Source organism: Aestuariibaculum lutulentum, from assembly GCF_032926325.1.
Lineage (GTDB): Bacteria > Bacteroidota > Bacteroidia > Flavobacteriales > Flavobacteriaceae > Aestuariibaculum > Aestuariibaculum lutulentum.
The window spans coordinates 147,090-165,348 of record NZ_CP136709.1 but is presented as its reverse complement, the minus strand read 5'-3'; the positions used below and the strand labels follow the sequence as shown (position 1 = coordinate 165,348).

At 34.9% G+C, this 18,259-nt stretch carries 13 protein-coding genes; 9 read left to right on the top strand and 4 right to left on the bottom strand.

Going from position 1 to position 18,259, the window contains the following annotated elements; genetic code table 11:
• Positions 1 to 53: 53 nt before the first annotated feature.
• The gene (locus tag R1X58_RS00740; protein ID WP_240571232.1) at positions 54 to 686 is read right to left on the bottom strand and encodes a nitroreductase family protein; all 633 of its coding nucleotides are present in this window, start codon (positions 684 to 686) and stop codon (positions 54 to 56) included.
• Positions 687 to 784: 98 nt separating this feature from the next.
• Between R1X58_RS00740 and R1X58_RS00735 the strand changes: the two genes are divergently transcribed.
• The 3 genes from R1X58_RS00735 to R1X58_RS00725 all read left to right on the top strand — a co-directional run bounded on the left by R1X58_RS00735 (position 785) and on the right by R1X58_RS00725 (position 4,840).
• Positions 785 to 1,165, top strand: a complete 381-nt coding sequence (locus tag R1X58_RS00735; RefSeq protein WP_240571228.1) for a winged helix-turn-helix transcriptional regulator — start codon at positions 785 to 787, stop codon at positions 1,163 to 1,165.
• Positions 1,166 to 1,354: 189 nt separating this feature from the next.
• Complete coding sequence (locus R1X58_RS00730) at positions 1,355 to 3,703, top strand: TonB-dependent receptor (RefSeq protein ID WP_304653874.1); 2,349 nt, start codon at positions 1,355 to 1,357, stop codon at positions 3,701 to 3,703.
• 96 nt (positions 3,704 to 3,799) lie between these two features.
• Entirely contained in the window at positions 3,800 to 4,840 is a 1,041-nt protein-coding gene (locus R1X58_RS00725; protein WP_240571215.1) for a PepSY-associated TM helix domain-containing protein, read from the top strand.
• Here the strand turns inward: R1X58_RS00725 and R1X58_RS00720 are convergent, their stop codons facing one another.
• A complete protein-coding gene (locus tag R1X58_RS00720) occupies positions 4,841 to 4,993 on the bottom strand; it encodes an SsrA-binding protein (RefSeq protein WP_188223307.1) in 153 nt (50 codons plus the stop codon).
• Positions 4,994 to 5,505: 512 nt separating this feature from the next.
• Here R1X58_RS00720 and R1X58_RS00715 point away from each other — a divergent pair.
• Positions 5,506 to 7,482, top strand: a complete 1,977-nt coding sequence (locus tag R1X58_RS00715) for an endonuclease (RefSeq protein ID WP_240571213.1) — start codon at positions 5,506 to 5,508, stop codon at positions 7,480 to 7,482.
• Positions 7,483 to 7,537: 55 nt separating this feature from the next.
• Here the strand turns inward: R1X58_RS00715 and R1X58_RS00710 are convergent, their stop codons facing one another.
• The gene (locus R1X58_RS00710; protein WP_240571211.1) at positions 7,538 to 8,380 is read right to left on the bottom strand and encodes a hypothetical protein; all 843 of its coding nucleotides are present in this window, start codon (positions 8,378 to 8,380) and stop codon (positions 7,538 to 7,540) included.
• Positions 8,381 to 8,532: 152 nt separating this feature from the next.
• Here R1X58_RS00710 and R1X58_RS00705 point away from each other — a divergent pair, with 152 nt between their 5' ends.
• On the top strand, positions 8,533 to 9,480 hold the full coding sequence (locus R1X58_RS00705) for a calcium/sodium antiporter (protein WP_240571208.1): 948 nt from the start codon (positions 8,533 to 8,535) through the stop codon (positions 9,478 to 9,480).
• Between the two features lie 107 nt (positions 9,481 to 9,587).
• Here the strand turns inward: R1X58_RS00705 and R1X58_RS00700 are convergent, their stop codons facing one another.
• Positions 9,588 to 10,610: a glutamine synthetase beta-grasp domain-containing protein gene (locus tag R1X58_RS00700; protein ID WP_240571205.1), complete on the bottom strand. Its 1,023-nt coding sequence runs from the start codon at positions 10,608 to 10,610 to the stop codon at positions 9,588 to 9,590.
• A 258-nt stretch (positions 10,611 to 10,868) separates the two neighbouring features.
• On the opposite strand from R1X58_RS00700, the gene R1X58_RS00695 reads away from it, so the two are divergent.
• The 4 genes from R1X58_RS00695 (at position 10,869) to R1X58_RS00680 (ending at position 18,158) form a co-directional block, all read left to right on the top strand.
• Positions 10,869 to 13,055: a glutamine synthetase III family protein gene (locus tag R1X58_RS00695; protein ID WP_240571202.1), complete on the top strand. Its 2,187-nt coding sequence runs from the start codon at positions 10,869 to 10,871 to the stop codon at positions 13,053 to 13,055.
• Between the two features lie 85 nt (positions 13,056 to 13,140).
• Positions 13,141 to 14,319: an AIR synthase related protein gene (locus R1X58_RS00690; RefSeq protein WP_240571201.1), complete on the top strand. Its 1,179-nt coding sequence runs from the start codon at positions 13,141 to 13,143 to the stop codon at positions 14,317 to 14,319.
• Between the two features lie 136 nt (positions 14,320 to 14,455).
• Entirely contained in the window at positions 14,456 to 15,415 is a 960-nt protein-coding gene (locus tag R1X58_RS00685) for a DUF3078 domain-containing protein (protein WP_240571200.1), read from the top strand.
• Positions 15,416 to 15,596: 181 nt separating this feature from the next.
• Positions 15,597 to 18,158 (top strand): adenosylcobalamin-dependent ribonucleoside-diphosphate reductase, encoded by a 2,562-nt coding sequence (locus R1X58_RS00680; RefSeq protein WP_240572657.1) that lies wholly within the window; start codon positions 15,597 to 15,599, stop codon positions 18,156 to 18,158.
• Positions 18,159 to 18,259 lie beyond the last annotated feature (101 nt).

Below are 18,259 nucleotides of genomic sequence, written 5' to 3'. Positions count from 1 at the left end.
ATAAAAAAAGCCCGTAACAACGTTACGGGCTTCTCTCTTCACTAATTAACCTACTACTTTATCTCATGGATAAATTCTTCTTTTTCTTTTCTATATTTTTTTAGGTTAACGTTCCAGTCATTTTCGGTATCACGGTAACCTAATGCTAAAATAACAGCACTTCTAAGACCTTTTTCTCTTAAACCTAAGATTTCATCTAATTTTTCAGGTAAAAACCCTTCAATAGGTGTTGCATCAACTTTTTGTTCTGCAGCTGCTGCAATTGCCATAGCAAACGAAATATAGGCTTGTTTGGCAGTGTGTTGTTGGTGCCATGCTTCACCTAGAGGTTCATATAATCCCCAAAGTGTTTGCTTATAATCATCCATCGTGCTGTGAGGTAACTCTCTGGCATCCATCATTTCATTGAATACGGATGTGATTTTTTCATGTGAATAACCATCCCAAGAAGCAAATACTAAAAGGTGTGAACACTCTGTAATTTGATCCTGATTCCAGGCAATTGGTTTAATTTTTTCTAAAGTTTCTTGATTCGAAACTACAAATATTTCATAAGGTTGTAATCCTGAAGAAGATGGAGCCAATCTCGCTGCCTCAAGAATGTAATCTAATTTATCTTGAGGAACCGTTTCACCGGTCATTCTTTTAGCGGCATATCTCCAATTTAATCCTTTTAACAATTCCATAATTCAAATTTTTTATGCAAAGTTATTATATGTTAGTGACAAATAGTAACTTTGTGACATAAAGTAATAGTTACATTTTAGTAACCAAGTAACATTCCATGGAAAATAATTTAGAGAAAACAGGCTGCACATTAACAAAAACAGCTTGTGAATACAAAATAAGAGCAATACACGATGTTATGTATTTAATAGGAGGCAAGTGGAAAATTTCAATAATTGCCTGTTTATGCTATGGTAACAAAAGATATTCCGATATTTTAAATGAGGTGGAAGGTATTTCCGGAAAAATGCTGAGCAGAGAATTAAAGGAGCTCGAAATGAATAAAATGATTGAGCGAACTATACTTAATACGAAACCTGTAGGTGTAGAATATTCCTTAACCGATTTGGGAAAATCTTTAAAATCTGTAATTGATATTTTGGCAGATTGGGGGATAGCCTATAGAGAAGAACGTAAATTAATTGAAGAGCAGGTTTAGTTTATAAAAACTAAGATGAATGCTATGAAAAGGACTTTCAAGAGATTGAAAGTCCTTTTTATTTTATAATGTGCTAGTAATTAATGTGTTTGTTTTTATTTGGATTTATTCTTAATTATTTTATTGAATTTGTATGATTAAATACTACTTTTGCAATTAATTTAAAATAAGTCTAAATAAATATAGAATATGAAACACCTACTATTTGGTATGTTTTTTATGAGCTTTTTGGGGCTTTTTGCTCAAGAAGCTAATATTCATGGTGTAATAACCGATGAAAATAATCAGCCTGTTGCGTATGCTACAATCACTTTAAAAGGATTATCAAAAGGCGCTATGGCAGATGATAATGGAATTTATAAAATTGAACATCTGGAAGCGGGTCATTATACTTTGCAATTTTCAGGTGTTGGATACATTAAAACGTCACGACAAATTACTTTAAAGGCTAACGAATCTTTAGAAGTTAGTGTTTCATTACAAACCGATTCAGCAGCACTTAATGAAGTTGTGATTACTTCTAACCGTGTTAGAGAAACGTTGGACGAGGTACCTTCTTCTGTTTCTGTTGTAACTGCACAGCAAATTGAAACTTTAGGACAAACAGCAACCAATATTGCCGATGTTTTGGTTGAAATTCCTGGTATTGCGTTAAGTACTAACCAAACCAGTAATACGGGACAAACCTTAAGAGGTAGAAAGATGCTTATTTTAATTGATGGTATTCCGCAGTCAACACCTTTGCGTAATGGAAGTCGTGATATCAATACGATTGATCCAAGTACTATTGAGCGTATTGAGGTTATTAAAGGAGCTACCGCTATTTACGGAAATGGTGCCGATGGTGGGATTGTGAACTATATAACCAAAAAAACAAATAGCAATAAAAAGTTAGAAAGTACAACAGTTTTAGGAAGTACGGGGGCTTTAAAAAACTTTGACAAATCTATTGGAGGAAATATATCTCAGACGTTTTCAGGACAGTTAAATAAATTAGGTTATGTGGTTAGCGGAACCTTAAGACAAACAGGTGTATTCCGTGATGCCGATGGTGAAGTTATTTCGCCTTACTATGGTTTAGGTGAAACTGATCAATACAGTTTATTCGGAAAATTAAATTATCAGATTGCAGATAACCACAATGTTGAGTTAATGTACAACTATTACAGTAGCAATCAGAATTCAGATTATATAGCACAAGTAGGCGAGTACGGAGTAACACCATCTACAGGTGTTTTAGGTGAAGAATTAGCTGTAGATCAAGGAAATCGCTACAATCACAACGCACAGTTAACCTACGATTTCTTAAATATTTTTGGTGATACCGATTTCAAATTGAATCTGTATGCTCAGGATTTTAGAACTGTTTATGGCTATTCAACTTCATTTTATGATCCAAATTTAGGGTACGACGGAGGACAATCTTCAATCATTTCAACTAAAATGGGAGCTCGTTTTAATTTCAATACGCCATATGAATTTGGTTCAGTTTCCGGAAACATTCTTTACGGAATTGATGTTCTTAACGATGAAACTGCTCAGGAATTAATTGACGGAAGACCATGGGTACCTGTAACGAATATGACTAACTTAGCACCTTACGCACAGTTAAAAACCATTTACGAAAACTTTGTTTTTAAAGCAGGAATTCGATTTGAGAATATTATTGTTGATATTCCGGATTATACCACATTAGCTCGCTATAATCAAACGTCAACAACACCAACAAGAGGAGGAATAGATGTTGAAGGAGGCGAATTAGAATACAATGCAACGACATTTAATGTAGGTTTACGTTATAACAAGTGGTCGGTATTTAAGCCATTTGTAAGTTTCTCTCAAAGTTTCTCGATTGCCGATTTAGGGAGAACATTACGTGAAGCAACAGAAAATACCGTAAGTCAGATTAACTCAGATGCGGTTATTGCAAATAACTATGAAATTGGATTTAATAGTACATTCGGAAATACACATGTTAGCGGAGCTTATTTTATCAGCACGTCCAAATATGGAGCAACTTACAGTGAATTGCCAAGTGGAACCTTTGAAATCGACCGTCAGCCAGAACGTGTTTATGGTTTTGAAGTCGCTGCCGATACCAAGTTAACCAGTAACTTTAAATTAGGAGGATCGGTATCTTATACAGAAGGTAAATTAGATACCGAAAATAACGGTGATTATAATACTTATATGAATAGCGATCGTATTCCTCCTTTAAAAGGTATTGCTTATTTAACTTACAATTGGGAAGATAAATTCAATGCACGAGTATCATATATTTATTCAGGAAATAGAGATCATTTCGAGGCTAATACTAACGGAGATTATACTTATGGTCAGGGACCTATTTCAGATTTTAGTATTGTAAATCTGTCAACCAGTTATCAAATGAGTCCGAGTACTAAAATTGGGCTAGGAGTTGAAAATTTATTAAACAGAGATTACTATAATTTATTATCGCAATTTGCAGCTCGCGACAACGATTATATAAAAGCCAACGGTGCACGTTTCAATCTGTCGTTAACCGTTAAATTATAAGACCACAGAACCATTTTTTAACATCCTGTAAAATATTTTACAGGATGTTTTTTGTTATAAAGTATTTATTGTTAAAGTTTGCATTTTATTGAAAGCATGAATAACAGAACCCTTTTAAAATATCATTCATATTTAGGTTTAATAGCTGGAATTTTTCTGGTGGTTATGGGACTTACGGGAGCTGTTCTGGCGTTTAATGAAGATATTGATGAGGCTGTTTTTAAAGAGTATCAGGTAGAAGACTTTTCAAATAGTTTGGCTTTAGATAGAGCTATTGAAACGGTCCAAAATAACTTTCCTGAATGGGAAGCTAGAATTGTACATTTTAAAAAAGGAGAAAGCATTCTTTTTAATTTACGTTTACCTGATTCCAGACGTTTTGTTTTTGTGCATCCCCAAACAGGGCAGATTATCGCTAATATCGATGCCAATGCCACGATTACCAAGTGGATATTAAAATTGCATTATTCATTTTTTGCAGGAGTTATAGGGAGATTCTGTGTGTTGTTTGTCGGTATTTTGTTTTTCCTATCTCTTATAACTGGGATTATTTTATATCGAAAAGTAATTATCAAAACGTTATTGTTTCAGGTAAAGATAAAGCGAGGGCATACACGTAATTTTTACTCTGCACTTCATCGTTATGTTGGAGTTTGGGCTTTGCTTCTGAATTTAGTGTTAGTAATTACAGGTATATTTTTAGCTTATAAAGTAGCCAAAGCCGGATTGGAAACGCCTAACATGCCTGAATTGGTGAAATTAAATATATCGGTGGAACAAAGTTTAAAGAATATAAACAAGAAATATCCCGATTTTACACCTACTTATATTCGTATACCCAAAAAATCTTCTGAGGCAATTACAGTAAATGGTGTTTTTAAATCCGATCCGTTTTATTACAGTCAGTATTTCAATAAGTTTCTTTTAGATTATAAAACAGGAGAAGTCATCAAAGTATCTAAAGTATCGGAAGCTGGTGTAATTACCCGTTTAGATAGTATGATTTCACCATTGCATTTTGGACAGTATGGAGGGTTTATTATAAAACTATTATATGGTTTTATAGGCATATCCGGGCCATTCTTATCGGTTACTGGTTTTGTTATCTGGTACAAGAAAAAATCAAAAACCAAATAATTAATCTAGCGCACGCTTAGTCACATACCAGCGCCAGCCTATAATAGCTAATTGCAGCTTTGTGGCTTTGCTAATATCCAATTTTCTTTTCGAATAACTAGGCAGAATAAGTTTATTAACCTTTGCCAAAATTTTGAAGACTTGTTTTTTCATTTGGTAAAAATAGTAAAACTTATTCTAGACTAAGTTTTACATTTTTAGGAACTGGCTTATAAAACTGATAGCAGAATTAAAATTATAAGCTTAACAAGTGTGATCATAGATTCCGGTTTTAAAGGTTAGTTTGTTTTAGTTAAATCAATGTTTTTTGAAGATATATAATTGGCGATATATCGTACAAATAGTTTGATGAAAATCTATGAATTTGCATACGAATATGTAATTAAAAAAATAATAATTGTTTCAATATGAAAGTAAATAGTCTTAATTATTGTTTTAAAATGAAATATTAAAATTTAATTTATGTTTCATTTTGAAATAATTGTAGAGGCTTTTTGTGATGTTTTTTAAAATACAAGGGACATTTTATCTTTTAGAAATTCTTTTTTGTAGGTTTTATCTTTTAGCATATTGATTAATGAAATCTGCAATATTAAGTTTAGTTAAAGTTTTAAGATGATATATTGGTTTGTTTTAAAGGACGTTATATTTGTTAAAAGACCTTTATGGAAAAAATAGTACTTTTTTGTTTAGCTGTGCTTTCAATCAATATGTCATTAGCTCAAATCGTCATTAATGAGTTAGATAGTGATACTTCAGGTATAGATGATCTTGAGTTTTTAGAATTGAAATCGGATACGTCAAATTTTTCATTAGATGGTTATGTGGTGGTGTTTTTTAATGGCTCAGATTCAGGGATGAATTCCAGTTATCTGGCTTTAGATCTCGATGGATATACAACCGATGTTAATGGTTTATTACTAATAGGTAGTGTTAATGTATCACCTATTCCTCAATACATTATTCCGGCGAATACTATTCAAAATGGCGCTGATGCTGTCGCGATTTATCAGGCAGATGAAACGGATTTTCCAGTTATGACTTTGGCAACCATAGAGAATTTAGTTGATGTGTTAATATATGGAACGGCCGATGCTGATGATGTGGACTTAATAGATATTTTTAACGATCATCCTGATTTTACAAATATTCAACAGATAGATGAAGGGGGTGGAGGAGAAACAGGTTCTATTCAGCGCAACAATGATGGAACTTATACGGTAGGGATTCCAACACCAAGGCAGTTAAATGATGGTACAGGTATTATTCTTAATGGGATAAGTATTTCAACTACTCAAAATCAATATGCCGAAGGCGATTTTTTTGATATCACTTTTACAACAGAACAGAATGTAGCTTCCGATTTAAATTTCAGTTTCAGTTTAAATAATGACACATTTAATACTTCCGATTTTACAGGAAATACCTCTTTAACCATTCCTGCAGGTCAGAATAGTGTCAGTACAACCATAACATTAGTTGATGACAATGAAGATGAAGGTGATGAAGTTTTAAAAATAAGTATGGGTAATTTGTCAGACGACTACTTAAAACAAAATGATAAGGTTGAAATTCGTGTGGTTGATAATGATTTTCAGATGGCAGGTTTTGGAACACCTTTAAATCCTACTTACGGTTTGGTTTCAAGTTCACAGCCCGAAGATTATTATAACAGTTTAGAGGGTTTGTCCGGATTGGTATTGAAGCAGGCTATTCAGGATATTGTTGCAAATCCATCGGTTGTTCGCGCTCAAACCTATGCAGATATTATTGATATTTTAAAGGAAGCCGACCAGAATCCCGATAACAGTAATCAGGTGTGGTTGGTATATTCAGAAACAGGACGTGCAAAATTAGATTTTCAAACCACATCGAGTAATGTAGGGAAATGGAATAGAGAACATGTGTATCCAAGATCACGGGGTGGATTTAATAGTATTGATTTGGATGAAATAGCAGATGGGAAAGACGTGTTTTGGACTACAACAGCCGATTCTTTACGGCATGGGAATTCCGATGCGTATGCTTTACGAGCGGTTGATGGCGTAGAAAACAGTATTAGGAATAATCAGAATTATGGAACTTCGGAATACGCTGGGCCAACAGGAACCAGTGGAAGTTTTTATGGAGATGTTGCACGAAGCATTTTTTATATGGTTACCAGATATAACGGACTTGATGTGGTTAATGGTTACCCAGGTGATGACCCCGACGGATTTATTGGTGATTTAGCAACCTTGCTGGAGTGGCACAGAAATGATCCGCCAGACGATTTTGAAATGAACAGAAATAATGTGATTTACACCTGGCAGAATAACCGAAATCCGTATATCGATAATCCTGAATTGGTAGAATATTTATGGGGAAATAAAATTGGAGAAACCTATAGTGAGGCTTTAAGTGTTGATAATTTTAATGGTTTGCAGATGTTGTTTTACCCTAATCCAACACATAACGCATTGCATATAAAAGGTGTTACTAATGAAATATCGATAAATGTACTGTCTGTAGAAGGGAAATTAATAGATAGTTTTATCATAAATAATGATAGGACTATTAATTTAAATTTATTAACAGGTGTTTATGTATTAAAATGTATTTCTGGTAATCAAGTAATAAGCAGACGCATTGTCGTGAAGTAAATAAACAAAACCCCGAATCTATTGGTTCGGGGTTTTGTTTGTATTGCTGAGTGTTCTACTTTGTCGTAACAATTACAGCGCCATCTTTGGCTTTATCGCCATAAATGCTCATGGCGGTTTCTGGTTTTAAATGGTCGACGGCTTTTAGTTTGTTTTCTTTAGCTAATTTATCAAGTGTATCAAAATTACTTTCCTTTCCGTCAATTATAATAAGTTTGTTGGTGTTTGGGTCGTCGATAAATTTGAATTGACCAGGTTTGTCGTGTTCAGGATTAAAAAGTGAAGAAAAGGCATCAGAGTCGAATTGCTCTTCCAGTTGTTTTCTTAGTTGGTCCATGTCGATATTTTGGCCGTTAAAAGAGAACGTTCCATTTTCACTATTAAAAAAATCGTCGAGATTAAAACTTCCAAAGTTTTTTAAATTCTTTCCAGGAATGGAGTCGTTGTCAAAACTAAACATTTGCATATTAGGCATGTTTGAAAAACCTAAAGCATTTTGGTTAAAATTGTTTTGAGATGATATAAATAAAGACCCGTTTTTCCTTCCGAATGTAATTTCGGGAATAGGATTAGTACTTGAAAAACTGCTAATTGCCGATTGATTATTGTCCGTCTTTAATTCAATTTTAAGACCAGTAATTTCGTTTATCTCATTGCGTTCAATGTTCTTAATACTAGCCGTTACACCATTGTCTTTTAGCATACTTGTTATATCTTCAAAATCTTTTTCCGATGTGTTTTTGTCAATGGTTACACTTACATCAGAGTCTTGATTGGTAGTTGAGGTAAAGTGTTCAAAGTGTGAGGTTTTATGAGCAAAACTTTTTATTGAAACAAGGCATAAAATCACAACAGCACATAGGCTTAAGCCAATTTTAAAAGCATTTTTAGATTTCATAATATAATGTTTAAAAGATTCTATATTAAAGGTATAACTTAATGATTTAGGTTTTAAAAGTTTAACCAAACTTTATATTGAAGTGTTAATAAATGTAAATATAACAGGCGATAGAAATTTCCGAAATATTATCTTCGCATAAAAATTATTTTATGAGTATACTATTAGTCCTGTTAGGATTTGCGCTTTTGGTTGTAGGAGGTGAGTTTTTGGTACGATCATCAGTTGCCTTATCGTTTAAGTTTAATATTTCTAAAATGGTAATAGGGATGACGGTTGTATCGTTTGCGACGTCGGCTCCTGAATTATTGGTGAGTTTGCAGGCAGCTTTATCGGGGTCTTCAGCTATTGCTATTAACAATGTGGTGGGGTCTAATATTGCTAATATAGGTTTGGTTTTAGGATGTACTGCCTTAGTCGGTTCTATTGCGGTCGATAAATCGTTTTATAAACTAAACTGGCCTGTGATGATGCTTTTCAGTGTTGTGTTATATTATTTTTTAAGTCAGGACGGATTATTATCGGCTATTGAAGGCGGGATTCTTTTTGCCGGATTATGGTTGTTTCTTATTGTGTTAATTAAATATGCAGGAAAAGATACCGAAGCGGAAGAAGTTGATGACGCCCTTGCTATGGTGTCTAATTTTAAAATAGGTATATGGTTACTTATAGGAGCAGTAGCTTTGTATTATGGTAGTGAATGGTTGGTAGAAGGTGCTAAAGACATTGCAACATCTATTGGTGTGAGTGAAGCCGTTATTGGAGTGTCTTTAATTGCAATTGGAACCAGTGTGCCGGAACTTGCGGCATCGATAATTGCAGCTGCGAAACAGGAAAAAGCCATTTCGTTAGGGAATTTAATAGGTTCTAATATTTTTAATATTGCATCGGTTCTTGGTTTAACAGCAATAATAAAACCTATTGAAGTAACCGAACCTTTAATATTGTCTCGAGATATATTTTGGATGCTTGGTTTTGCATTTATATTGTTACCATTAGTGTTTCTTCCAAAACGTTTCGAAATAAACAAAGCAAAGGGCATGCTTTTGGTTTTAGGGTACGGCGTATTTATGTATTTGTTATTTACCCACGGAAAATAGTAGACAAATAGTTATTGCTAATATTGGTATTTAAAAATAGAAGAAATAAAAAAGGGTTTACAAATTGTAAACCCTTTTTTATTATGAACAAAGTATAAACTTTATAATTAAACTTTTGCAGACTTAACAGTCTTGATAATTCTAGCTGCAATTTTGTATGGATCACCATTTGAAGCTGGACGTCTATCTTCTAACCATCCTTTGTATCCTCTTTCTACAGTTGCGATTGGAATACGGATTGAAGCGCCACGATCAGAAACTCCAAAAGAGAAATCGTTGATAGAAGCTGTTTCGTGTTTACCAGTTAAACGTTGATCGTTAAACTCACCGTAAACTTCAATGTGTTCTTTAACTACCGGACGGAAAGCTTCACAAATTTTATCGTAAGTCGCTTTATCTCCACAAGTTCTTAAAGTCGTGTTAGAGAAGTTAGCGTGCATACCAGAACCATTCCAGTCCATATCTTTACCTAGTGGTTTTGGGTGGTACTCAATATAGTATCCGTATTTTTCAGTTAAACGGTCTAATAAGTATCTAGCAACCCAAATTTCGTCACCAGCTTGTTTTGCTCCTTTAGCAAATAATTGGAATTCCCATTGTCCACAAGCAACCTCTTGGTTAATACCTTCGAAGTTTAAACCTGCTTCAATACATAAATCAGCATGCTCTTCTACTAAATCTCTACCGTGAGTGTTTAAACCACCAACAGAACAGTAGTACATACCTTGAGGTTTTGGATAACCACCTACAGGGAATCCTAAAGGCAATTGAGTTTTAGTATCCATAATGAAATACTCTTGCTCAAAACCAAACCAGAAATCATCATCTTCATCATCAATTGTCGCTCTACCGTTAGATACGTGAGGAGTTCCATCAGGATTTAAAACTTCAGTCATTACTAAGTATCCGTTAATACGATCTGGATCTGGATAAATAGCAACAGGCTTTAAAATACAGTCAGAAGAACCTCCTTCAGCTTGTTTCGTTGAAGACCCGTCAAAAGACCAGTTTCCAAGTTCTTCAAGAGTTCCTTTAAAGTCCTCATGCTCTTCTACTTTAGTTTTACTTCTCATGTTTTGGGTAGGGAAATATCCATCTAACCAAATGTATTCTAGCTTAATTTTTGCCATAATAAATATTTTATAAAATGATAATATTGATATTTAACGCAAATATATATTTTTATTTTAGACTTTGTATTTTGTGGGGGTGTTTTCCGAAAACTTAAACTTATTTTTATTTAGACCCCATTTTTTTAAGGTATCCATTAAAAAAACTATATTATTTTATATCAAAACTGAAAAATTCTTAAATGGGAAATAACGGTAAATATTGATGAGATTCTTATTTTTGCGAAAAATAGTTTTAAACTTAATAAGATACAGATAATGCCAACATTACGATTTCATGCAATAAAAGAATCGCTGTCTAATAAACCGATTGTGGTCGAAGAAAAGGAACGTCGTTCCGTATTATTTGGTCAGAATGTTTTTAATGAAAACACCATGCGTCAATATCTTACAAAAGATGCATTTAAAGGGGTGATGAATGCCGTTAAATACGGAAAGAAGATTGACAGGAGTATAGCAGATCAGGTGTCGTCATCAATGAAAGACTGGGCATTGTCAAAAGGCGTTACACATTATACGCACTGGTTTCAGCCATTAACAGGAACAACAGCTGAAAAACACGATGCCTTTTTTGAAACTATAGGAGATGGTATTGCAATCGAGAAATTCGGAGGTGATCAATTGGTTCAACAAGAGCCAGATGCTTCAAGTTTCCCTCATGGAGGCATTCGAAATACCTTTGAAGCCAGAGGCTACACGGCCTGGGATCCTACATCACCAGCTTTTATTTATGGTTCAACTTTGTGTATTCCAACCATTTTTGTGGCCTATACTGGTGAAGCTTTAGATTATAAAACACCTCTGTTAAGAGCGTTACAGGCTGTAGATGCGGCAGCAACCGAGGTTTGTAAATATTTTGATAAAAACGTTAAAAAGGTGACCTCGTCTTTAGGATGGGAGCAGGAGTATTTTTTAATTGACAAAGCTCTTGCAACCAGCCGACCAGATATTACCTTAACAGGGAGAACATTATTAGGGCATTCTTCGGCTAAGGGGCAGCAGTTAGATGATCACTATTTCGGATCGATTCCAACCAGAGCATTTAACTTTATGCGCGAGTTGGAAACCGAGTGTATGCTTTTAGGAATTCCGGTAAAAACAAGACATAATGAGGTAGCGCCGAATCAGTTTGAGGTGGCTCCAATTTTTGAAGAAGCCAACCTGGCGGTAGATCACAATTCTTTATTAATGGATGTTATGGGGCGTATTGCTTCAAAGCATAATTTAAAAGTGTTGTTTCACGAAAAACCATTTGCAGGTATTAATGGTTCGGGGAAACACAACAACTGGTCGTTGTCGACGGATACAGGTGTGAATTTATTAGCGCCTGGGAAAACACCAATGAGCAATCTTCAGTTTTTAACCTTCTTCATTAATACTATTAAAGCGGTACATGAGCATGAAGAATTGTTAAGAGCATCGATAGCCTCGGCTAGTAACGACCATAGGTTGGGTGCAAACGAAGCACCTCCGGCAATTATTTCAGTGTTTATTGGTCAGCAGTTAACTAAAGTTCTAGAAGAGTTAGAAGGTGTAACCAAAGGAAAATTGTCACCAGAGGAAAAAACAGAACTTAAGCTGAATGTTGTTGGTAAAATTCCGGATGTACTTTTGGATAATACTGATAGAAACAGAACATCGCCATTTGCTTTTACAGGAAACAAATTTGAGTTTAGAGCCGTTGGGTCTTTAGCAAACTGTGGAAACCCGATGACCATTTTAAATACCATAGTAGCAAAACAACTTCAGGATTTCAAAGAGGAAGTTGATAAGCTTATTGATAAAAAGGACTTAAAGAAAGATGAGGCGATTTTTAATGTGCTTCGCGAGTATATTAAATCGACTAAAGCTATATTGTTTGAAGGTAATGGTTATGGGAAAGCATGGGAAGAAGAGGCAAAAAAACGTGGGTTAAGCAATAATAAAACTACGCCGGAAGCACTTAAGGCTAAGGTTTCCGATAAGACCATAAAGCTTTTTGAAGAGATGAATGTGATGAGTGCTATTGAAACCAAGGCGCGCTATGAGATAGAAATGGAAGCGTATATCATGCACATTCAAATTGAAGGTCGTGTGTTAGGGGATATCGCTCGTAATCATATTGTCCCAACTGCTGTTAAATATCAGAATGTTTTAATAGAGAATGTAAAAGGTTTAAAGGAGATTTTCGATAAAAAATTTGCTACGGTTTCTAAAGAGCAAATAAATTTAATCGAAGAGATTTCAAGTCATATAGAGGGTATCAACTCAAACGTAACGAAAATGATTAATGAGCGTAAAAAGGCCAATACCGTTGAAGATATCCAAAAGAAGGCCATGGCTTATTGTAATGAGGTGAAACCGTTATTCGATGAAATTCGTTACCATTGTGATAAACTGGAATTATTGGTAGATGATGAAATCTGGCCATTAACCAAATATAGAGAGTTGTTATTTACCCGATAGGTTAAAGCTAATTGAAATAAAAAATCCCGTTTTAATACGGGATTTTTTATTTCAAAGAATTAAATTTGCAGCTCAATATTATACTATGAGTCAAGAAGTTTCTAAACGCTACGCGCAACGCGGAGTTTCGGCATCGAAAGAAGATGTACATAATGCAATTAAAAACATTGATAAAGGGCTGTTTCCTAAGGCTTTTTGTAAAATCGTTCCAGACTATTTAACAAACGACGAGGATTACTGCTTAATCATGCATGCCGATGGAGCAGGAACAAAATCTTCTTTGGCTTATATGTATTGGAAAGAAACCGGAGACATTTCGGTTTGGAAAGGTATTGCTCAGGATGCCTTAATTATGAATATTGATGATTTATTATGTGTTGGAGCAACGGATAATATCATGTTGTCATCAACCATTGGTAGAAATAAAAACCTGATTCCAGGAGAAGTGATTTCAGCAATCATTAACGGAACAGAAGAATTAATTGAAGAATTAAAATCTTTTGGTGTGACTATCCATTCAACAGGTGGTGAAACTGCCGATGTTGGTGATTTAGTGCGTACTATTATTGTTGATTCTACGGTTACGGCTCGTATGAAACGTAGCGATGTTATTGATAATGCAAATATTCAGGCAGGTGATGTAATCGTTGGTTTGGAAAGTTTTGGTCAGGCTACTTACGAGAAATCATACAACGGAGGTATGGGAAGTAACGGTTTAACATCTGCAAGACATGATGTATTCAATAACTATTTAGCTAAAAAATACCCTGAAAGCTTCGATGCTTCGGTACCTGAAGAGTTAGTGTATTCCGGTAATGTGAAATTAACCGATGCTGTTGAAGATTCTCCAATCGATGCCGGACAGCTAGTGTTGTCACCTACCCGTACTTATGCGCCTATTATCAAAAAAATATTATCGCAATTTAATAGTGATAAAGTTCACGGAATGGTACACTGTTCAGGTGGAGCGCAAACTAAAATTCTTCATTTTGTGAATCAATTTCATATTGTAAAAGATAATATGTTCCCGATTCCGCCATTATTTAAGTTAATACAAGAGCAAAGTAAAACCGACTGGAAAGAAATGTATCAGGTGTTTAACTGTGGTCACAGAATGGAGTTATATGTATCTCCTGAAATCGCTGAAGATATCATCAGTATTTCGAAATCATTTAATGTAAATGCACAAATAATAGGTCGAGTAGAGGCTTCAGAAACCAAAAAGCTTACAATAAAAAGCGAGTATGGTGAGTTTAACTACTAAACTTTTTATTCAATACTGTTGAAATGGAACGGTTATTGATAACAAGTGTATTTTATTAAAGTAAACTAACACAGCTAGTAAAATAAACATCCATATAAAAGGTATGTTGCTTTTTATGAGCATTATGTAATCGCACATGAAAAACATTGTATTAATAATTTTTTGTTTCTTTTTTCAAATTATTTCGGCGCAACCAGATTCTTTATTTTTAAAAGTTAAAGCAGAAAAGTACGAAGGTCCACAGTGGATTAGAAAAAATAAGGCAACTGTAGATTTAAATGAGGTGGCTTTTGTGAACTGGAATGCCGGGGGTACAAATTCTATAAGTGGTTTGTTGGGGTTTGAAACTTCGGCTAATTATACCGACAAGTTTTTTAACTGGAAGAATAATGCAGTGCTTCGTGTTGGGATGAATAAACAGGAAGCTACGGAATTAAGAAAAACAGACGATTTGTTTGAAATTAATTCTAATATAGGTTTTCAGCCGGATGATAATGCAAATTGGTTTTATTCAGCACGACTTAATTTTAAAACCCAGTTATTTAACGGTTACAAATATCCAGATACCGATAATCCTATTTCACGTTTCATGGCGCCTGGTTATCTGTTTTTCGGGGGAGGTATGGAGTATGGTAAGAACATTGATAAAACGTCGTTTTATTTCTCTCCTGTAACTTTAAAGGCTACTTTTGTTTTAGACGAAACTTTAGCGAATGCAGGTAAGTTTGGGGTAACACCAGCGGTTTACGATACCGAAGGGAATCTGTTAGTTAAAGGAGAGCGTGTGCGTCGTGAAGTGGGTATTCTTATAACCAATAGTCACGAGATGAAAGTGGCGCAGAATGTCAATGTTAAACATCAATTAAGTTTGTATTCAGATTATATTAATAACTTCGGTAATGTAGATGTCGACTGGAGTTTAGATTTCGATTTTAAAGTTAATAACTTTATTCGTGCAACACTAGGTTCGCATATTCGTTACGACGATGATATTAAAACTCAAAAAGAAACCGATGTAGAAGGCGAATACGCCGAAGCTGGTGCAAAAATCCAATGGAAACAGTTTTTAGGTATTGGTTTTGCGGTTGATTTTTAATCTGGACGCGAAATGTATAGTTTCAAAAATTTGTTAACTTTTTATTGTTGATAAAATTGCAAAGCACTGAAAACTAATAGTTTGTGTTTTTTTATTGAAAACTTTATGATTTTTATCATGTTTTAGTTTGGGTATTTTTTACGTTCTTTGTGCTGTAGAACAAGTAAAAATTCCCATTCCTATGCCTGTAGAAACACAAACTCACCAAAAACCAACAACTTACACTCAAGAGGAAGCTTTTGAAGCTTCAAAAACCTATTTTAAAGGGGACGATTTAGCTGCCCGTGTTTGGATTAATAAATATGCCTTAAAAGATTCTGAAGGTAATTTATACGAGAAAACACCTGACGATATGCACCGTCGTATCGCTAAGGAAATTGCAAGAATCGAAAGTAACTACGCGAATCCTATTTCAGAGGAACAAATTTTCGATTTAATCAAAGATTTTAAATATATCGTGCCGCAGGGAAGTCCTATGGCGGGTATTGGTAATCCGTATCAAACAGCTTCGTTGTCTAATTGTTTTGTAATTGGTAATTCTGGCGAGTCTGATTCTTATGGAGGTATTATGAAAATAGACCAAGAGCAGGTGCAGTTAATGAAGCGTCGTGGTGGTGTTGGTCACGATTTATCACACATTAGGCCAAAAGGTTCTCCAGTAAAAAATTCAGCGTTAACGTCTACAGGTATCGTGCCTTTTATGGAGCGTTATTCGAATTCTACAAGAGAGGTGGCGCAAGATGGGCGTCGTGGAGCTTTAATGCTTTCGGTGTCTATTAATCACCCGGATTCAGAAGATTTTATAGATGCGAAACTTGAGCAGGGAAAGGTGACCGGGGCAAACGTATCGGTAAGAATTGATGATGCGTTTATGAAAGCGGTTAAGGCCGATGGTGAATATGTGCAGAAATACCCGATTTTTAGTGAAAATCCAAAATACAGTAAAACCATTCACGCTACCGATGTTTGGAAGAAAATTGTGCACAACGCATGGAAATCGGCAGAGCCAGGAATTTTATTCTGGGATACGGTAATTAATGAATCAGTGCCAGATTGTTATGCTGATTTGGGTTACAAAACCGTATCAACAAATCCATGTGGTGAGATTCCGTTATGTCCATACGATTCTTGTCGTTTATTGGCAATAAATTTATTGTCTTACGTAGAAAATCCGTTTACATCGCATGCAAAATTCAATTTCGATTTATTCAAAGAGCATGCTGCAGTTGCGCAGCGTATGATGGACGATATCATCGATCTGGAATTAGAAAAAATCGATGTGGTTCTACAAAAAATTGATAATGACCCGGAATTGGATGAGGTAAAAGCTGTAGAGCGTAACTTATGGTTAAATATTAAAAAGAAAGCTGAAGAAGGAAGACGTACAGGTATTGGAATAACGGCCGAAGGCGATATGTTAGCGGCTTTAGGTATTCAATACGGAAGCGAAGCAGGAAATGCATTTTCTTTAGAAGTGCATAAAACCTTATGTTTAGAAGTGTATCGCGCATCGGTTTACACGGCTAAGGAGCGTGGTGCTTTCGCCATTTATGATTCAGAAAGAGAAAAAAATAATCCGTTAATTCAACGTATCAAGAATGAAGACGAGAAGTTGTATTATGATATGTTGGAATACGGACGTAGAAATATTGCTTTATTAACTATTGCTCCGACAGGAACAACAAGTTTAATGACGCAAACGTCCTCTGGTATTGAACCTGTGTTTATGCCGGTTTACAAACGAAGAAGAAAAGTAAACCCAAACGATAAAAACGTGCGTGTCGATTTTGTTGACGAAGTAGGAGATTCTTGGGAAGAATATGTGGTATTCCACCATCGTTTTAAGCAATGGATGGAAGTTAACGGCATTGATGCTGATAAAAACTTCACACAGGAAGAATTAGATGAATTAATTAAGAAATCACCTTACTACAAAGCAACGTCTAACGATGTGGATTGGTTAAGTAAAGTGAGCATGCAGGGAGCGATTCAAAAATGGGTAGACCACTCGATTAGTGTGACTATTAATTTACCTAACGATGTGTCGGAAGAGTTAGTAGGCGAGTTGTATCTTAAAGCATGGGAAGTTGGCTGTAAAGGTGTAACTGTTTATCGTGACGGATCTCGTTCTGGAGTTTTAATTTCGAACGATGAAAAGAAAGATACAGAAGAAACTTCGGAAGTGTTAACAGCTTTTCCAGTAAAACGTCCGGAAGTTTTAGAAGCTGATGTTGTTCGATTCCAGAATAATAAAGAAAAGTGGATTGCATTCATTGGTCTTATCGATGGGAAACCTTATGAAATCTTCACAGGTTTAGCCGATGACGAAGATGGTATTTTAATTCCTCGTTGGGTAAACGAAGGTTTAATTATTAAAGGTAAAAATGAAGACGGAACCAAGCGTTACGATTTTCAATATAAGAACAAACGTGGTTATAAAACCACTATTGAAGGACTGTCGTATAAATTCAATCCGGAATTCTGGAACTATGCAAAACTGATTTCAAGTACACTTCGTCATGGAATGCCAATTGATAAAGTGGTTGATTTAGTTAACAGTTTACAGTTAGACAATGCGTCAATTAATACCTGGAAAAATGGTGTGGTTCGTGCTGTAAAACGCTATGTGGAAGATGGTACAGAAGCTAAAGGACACGTTTGCGATAATTGTAAATCGAAGAATTTAGTGTATCAGGAAGGCTGTTTAACCTGCACAGATTGTGGGTCTTCAAAATGTGGATAATATATTTCTTATAAAATATTTAAAGGAAGTCGAAAGGCTTCCTTTTTTTATGTAGTATGATATTTCTTGAGAATTTAAAATTTATTATTTCAATTTTTAAA

Excerpts from the sequence above, each read along its gene's own strand:
- R1X58_RS00740 (WP_240571232.1), bottom strand. The coding sequence starts at position 686 with ATGGAATTGTTAAAAGGATTAAATTGGAGATATGCCGCTAAAAGAATG.
- R1X58_RS00735 (WP_240571228.1), top strand. The coding sequence starts at position 785 with ATGGAAAATAATTTAGAGAAAACAGGCTGCACATTAACAAAAACAGCT.
- R1X58_RS00730 (WP_304653874.1), top strand. The coding sequence starts at position 1,355 with ATGAAACACCTACTATTTGGTATGTTTTTTATGAGCTTTTTGGGGCTT.
- R1X58_RS00725 (WP_240571215.1), top strand. The coding sequence starts at position 3,800 with ATGAATAACAGAACCCTTTTAAAATATCATTCATATTTAGGTTTAATA.
- R1X58_RS00720 (WP_188223307.1), bottom strand. The coding sequence starts at position 4,993 with ATGAAAAAACAAGTCTTCAAAATTTTGGCAAAGGTTAATAAACTTATT.
- R1X58_RS00715 (WP_240571213.1), top strand. The coding sequence starts at position 5,506 with ATGGAAAAAATAGTACTTTTTTGTTTAGCTGTGCTTTCAATCAATATG.
- R1X58_RS00710 (WP_240571211.1), bottom strand. The coding sequence starts at position 8,380 with ATGAAATCTAAAAATGCTTTTAAAATTGGCTTAAGCCTATGTGCTGTT.
- R1X58_RS00705 (WP_240571208.1), top strand. The coding sequence starts at position 8,533 with ATGAGTATACTATTAGTCCTGTTAGGATTTGCGCTTTTGGTTGTAGGA.
- R1X58_RS00700 (WP_240571205.1), bottom strand. The coding sequence starts at position 10,610 with ATGGCAAAAATTAAGCTAGAATACATTTGGTTAGATGGATATTTCCCT.
- R1X58_RS00695 (WP_240571202.1), top strand. The coding sequence starts at position 10,869 with ATGCCAACATTACGATTTCATGCAATAAAAGAATCGCTGTCTAATAAA.
- R1X58_RS00690 (WP_240571201.1), top strand. The coding sequence starts at position 13,141 with ATGAGTCAAGAAGTTTCTAAACGCTACGCGCAACGCGGAGTTTCGGCA.
- R1X58_RS00685 (WP_240571200.1), top strand. The coding sequence starts at position 14,456 with ATGAAAAACATTGTATTAATAATTTTTTGTTTCTTTTTTCAAATTATT.
- R1X58_RS00680 (WP_240572657.1), top strand. The coding sequence starts at position 15,597 with ATGCCTGTAGAAACACAAACTCACCAAAAACCAACAACTTACACTCAA.